Origin of the sequence: Thermoflexibacter ruber, from assembly GCF_900113045.1 — a bacterium.
Classification (GTDB): domain Bacteria; phylum Bacteroidota; class Bacteroidia; order Cytophagales; family Thermoflexibacteraceae; genus Thermoflexibacter; species Thermoflexibacter ruber.
This window is the reverse complement of record NZ_FONY01000097.1, coordinates 1-3,411: the sequence shown is the minus strand read 5'-3', so window position 1 is coordinate 3,411 and position 3,411 is coordinate 1. Positions and strand designations below refer to the sequence as shown.

At 38.3% G+C, this 3,411-nt stretch carries 4 protein-coding genes; 1 reads left to right on the top strand and 3 read right to left on the bottom strand.

The features are described 5' to 3' along the window. Positions 1-86: 86 nt before the first annotated feature. Positions 87-1,112, bottom strand: a complete 1,026-nt coding sequence (locus BM141_RS22210) for an MreC domain-containing protein (RefSeq protein WP_091549625.1) — start codon at positions 1,110-1,112, stop codon at positions 87-89. A 470-nt stretch (positions 1,113-1,582) separates the two neighbouring features. On the opposite strand from BM141_RS22210, the gene msrA reads away from it, so the two are divergent. After that, positions 1,583-2,260 carry a peptide-methionine (S)-S-oxide reductase MsrA gene (gene msrA / locus BM141_RS22205; protein WP_091549624.1) on the top strand — a complete coding sequence of 226 codons (678 nt, stop codon included), beginning with the start codon at positions 1,583-1,585 and terminating at the stop codon, positions 2,258-2,260. 47 nt (positions 2,261-2,307) lie between these two features. Here msrA and BM141_RS22200 read toward each other — a convergent pair whose 3' ends face one another. Both BM141_RS22200 and BM141_RS23845 read right to left on the bottom strand, forming a co-directional pair. After that, a complete protein-coding gene (locus BM141_RS22200) occupies positions 2,308-3,093 on the bottom strand; it encodes an L-fucose dehydrogenase (protein WP_091549623.1) in 786 nt (261 codons plus the stop codon). A 144-nt stretch (positions 3,094-3,237) separates the two neighbouring features. Continuing rightward, complete coding sequence (locus tag BM141_RS23845; RefSeq protein WP_394331700.1) at positions 3,238-3,408, bottom strand: CHAT domain-containing protein; 171 nt, start codon at positions 3,406-3,408, stop codon at positions 3,238-3,240. Positions 3,409-3,411: the final 3 nt, after the last annotated feature.

Genomic DNA, 3,411 nt, shown 5'->3' with positions numbered 1-3,411 from the left:
AATTTTCAAATATACTATATTTATTAATATTGAACATTTTTTATCATAAAAAATTGACTTTTAAGCAATTACCTCAATAACTCACGTTAGGTATAGTCTTTAAGGTAGAGTTGAAAAGCCACCTTCTCTAAAAAATCTAACTTCATCAACAGGCGTATAGGCTCGTTGATGATGATTTTTTCTGCATTGTCTTGGTCAGCAAAAAATGCATCAAATCTTTCTTGGGTAATATTTCCTTCTGGGTTTTCCAATTTATAGGTTTCGTAATCTTTATAGAAAATTACAATTCCTTTTTTACCAATCATGCGCGTATGGCGAACAAACGCCGCTCCTTTGATACGCATGACCACTCGGTGGAAAATATCTTTTTCAGGCTCGCGGTAGCGGTCTAAGGTTTCGCGGAGTTCCTGCTTAATTTTTTTTGCAGGAATAATGATTTTGTACTTTACGGATTCTCTAAACATTTTTTCCTTGCCCTCAACTACCGACCTATCATATACGCGCAAGATAAAAGCCAGCGAAGATTCAAAAAGCCCGTCAATATTCATCAGCATTTGGAACTTCTCTTTTTTGCTCAAATCTGAGTTTTCTACTTCCGCAATGATAGGCTCAAAAAGCGTCAAAATATACTCCAACTGATAATACAAAGGGCTGAGAATCTGCTGCTCTGCCATGCCATGCTGCAAGTTGTCCATCATAAAGTTCCATATTGCTTCTGAGTAGGTGTAAGTTACTTGGTCTTTGGTAAAGCGAAGGTCTTTGATGTCGTCTTTTACGTCTTTGATGGCTTCTTGGAGGTATTTGTACTGATTATAGCGTTGTTGCTCTTTGAGGTCTTCGCGCTGCTTTTCTGTAGCTTTGTATTGGATATAAAAGGCTAAGAATGTTACACCTACACCTATCAAGCCGATGACAGGATTGGTCGCCCCACCAAACGCATCTCCTATTTCGTTAGGAGCAGTCATACCTAAATATTCTATACTTGTCAGGAAAATAGGAAGGGTAAAAGCGATTAGAGCACCAAATAGAAATATAATTACTGCAATAGCAATAATTGTATTATTGTAGAAAAACATCTTTACCCTCAAGAAGAGCCTTTTGAGTTGTTTCACGGCACTTATAAATTTATCTTTTAATTTTAAAAATATCCTACAAAATATCCTACTCTTTGGGGGGCAGATTTTATTTTATTTTAAAGTTAAGACTTTTAAAATTTAAAATCAAAAAGATAGCATGAAAATTTAGGCTGAGATAGTAAATTAAATGCAAAAATAATTGTAAATGTTCTTTTTGCTCTCTATCTAAATCTTTCCCCATAAGGAGAAAGACTTCTTGATAATCAAAGACTTGACTCGCTTCTCCAAGAGGGGCGCAGTGCAACTGAAGGTTTGGGGAAGGGGTAGTTATTTTTGTGCGATGGTTTACTTACTTTGGTTAAACAATGATAAAATGTCAGCTAACAAACATTTAGAAAACTTACTTGTTTGTAAAATTGTTATTGAATCGTACATGATAAAGCCCATATCCATCAGGGCAATATCACAAAATGGAGTTTATTTTCTAATTTATTATATCTAAAACAATGAAAAGCAAGGCAAGTTACTTATTATGTTATATATTGCTTTTGGGAACGCTTCTCGCCTGTGTGCAGGAAGGCAATACCCAATCTAAGAGCGATAAAAAAGCAAAATCTTCTGATAATCAATCATTAACAAATAAAAATATGGATATAGCAACATTTGGAGCGGGTTGTTTTTGGTGCGTAGAGGCAATATTCCAGCGTGTAGAAGGTGTACACAAAGTTGTTTCAGGGTATATGGGAGGCAAAACAAAGAATCCTACTTACAAGGAAGTTTGCACAGGCACAACCAATCATGCCGAAGTATGTCAAATTACTTATGACCCTGAAAAAATTTCTTACGATGAGTTATTGGAAATTTTCTGGAAAACACATGACCCCACCACCCTCAACAGACAAGGGGCAGACGTAGGGACGCAGTACCGCTCTGTCATTTTTTATCACAACGACCAGCAGAAACAACTTGCAGAAAAGTACAAGCAAGCACTGACCGAAGAGAAGGTATTTGATAAGCCCATAGTTACTGAGATTTCACCTGCACAAGAATTGTATATTGCAGAGGACTATCATCAAAACTACTTTAACGACAATCCCAACCAAGGCTACTGCTCCTTTGTGATTGCCCCTAAAGTAGAAAAATTCAAAAAAGTTTTTAAAGCAAAACTAAAAAAAGGAGAGTAAAGACAACTTCTCTAAGCCTCACAGAAATAAAAATTTGTGAGGCTTTTTTATGTAATTGCTCTATCTAAGTGCGTATAGCCACCATCTACATAGATAATCTGCCCTGTGGTGTGCATAGATTTATCTGAAATCAGAAAAAGCGTCATGTAAGCGATTTCCTCAGAAGTAGTCATACGCTTGCCTAAGGGAATGCGTCGGGTAATTTCTTGGAGTTTTTCCTGCGGATTTTCAAAGGTATTCAACCACTTTTCATATAAAGGGGTCATTACCTCCGCAGGAGCGATGGCATTGACGCGAATCTTATAGGGCAGGAGTTCTACCGCCCATTCTCGGGTAAGTCCCAACTGTCCTGCCTTAGAGGCAACGTAGGCTGAGGTGCCTCCCTGCCCTGTTACCCCTGTCTTGGAACTGATATTGATGATGCTACTGTCTTGCTCTTTCTTTAGAGCGGGCAGGGCATAGTGAGCCATGGTGTAGTAGTGGAAAATATTGTTTTGGATAGAAGCCATGAACTTCTCTGGGCTACCATTCTCCAAACCTACTCCGTCATTAAAACCTGCATTATTGACTAAGGCATTGATACGTCCATACTTTGCCAAGACTTGCTCTACAGCATGTTGGCAATGTTTGGCTTCGCTCAGTTCTGCGGCTACCGCAAAGCACTCAAAGCCTTCTTGTTTAAGAGCTGTTTCTAAGACTTTGCCTCGCTCTGCGGAACGCCCTACAATAACAGGGATAGCCCCTTCTTTTGCCGCTTCCTTCACTATTGCCTCTCCAATCCCACTGTACCCCCCTGTAACTATGATTACCTTGCCTTTTAAACCTAAATCCATAATCCAATGAGTAATAGTTTTTAATAATTTTAAGAATTTTAAATTGACGTATGTACCTATTTTGATTAAGGTTAAATAAATATCTGCTCTCTCGTAGCACTGATTTTCTAAATCACTTGTCTTCCCAATTTGGGAAAATCGGGACTACTCGCCAACCATGACAAACGCTCCCCAATAGTAAGGATATGCTTTTTCCTTTCTGACTTGCCTCTGGGCTTCTACGAAGGCGTTTCTTTTGCTTTTTCCATTCACTAACCATTCCTTGTAAAATCTTTGCATGAAATCTTGGGTAGTTTTGTCATCTACTTTCCACAAAGA

Bases quoted from the DNA above. Each gene is read 5' to 3' on its own strand.
- BM141_RS22200 (WP_091549623.1), bottom strand. From the start codon at position 3,093: ATGGATTTAGGTTTAAAAGGCAAGGTAATCATAGTTACAGGGGGGTAC.
- msrA (WP_091549624.1), top strand. From the start codon at position 1,583: ATGAAAAGCAAGGCAAGTTACTTATTATGTTATATATTGCTTTTGGGA.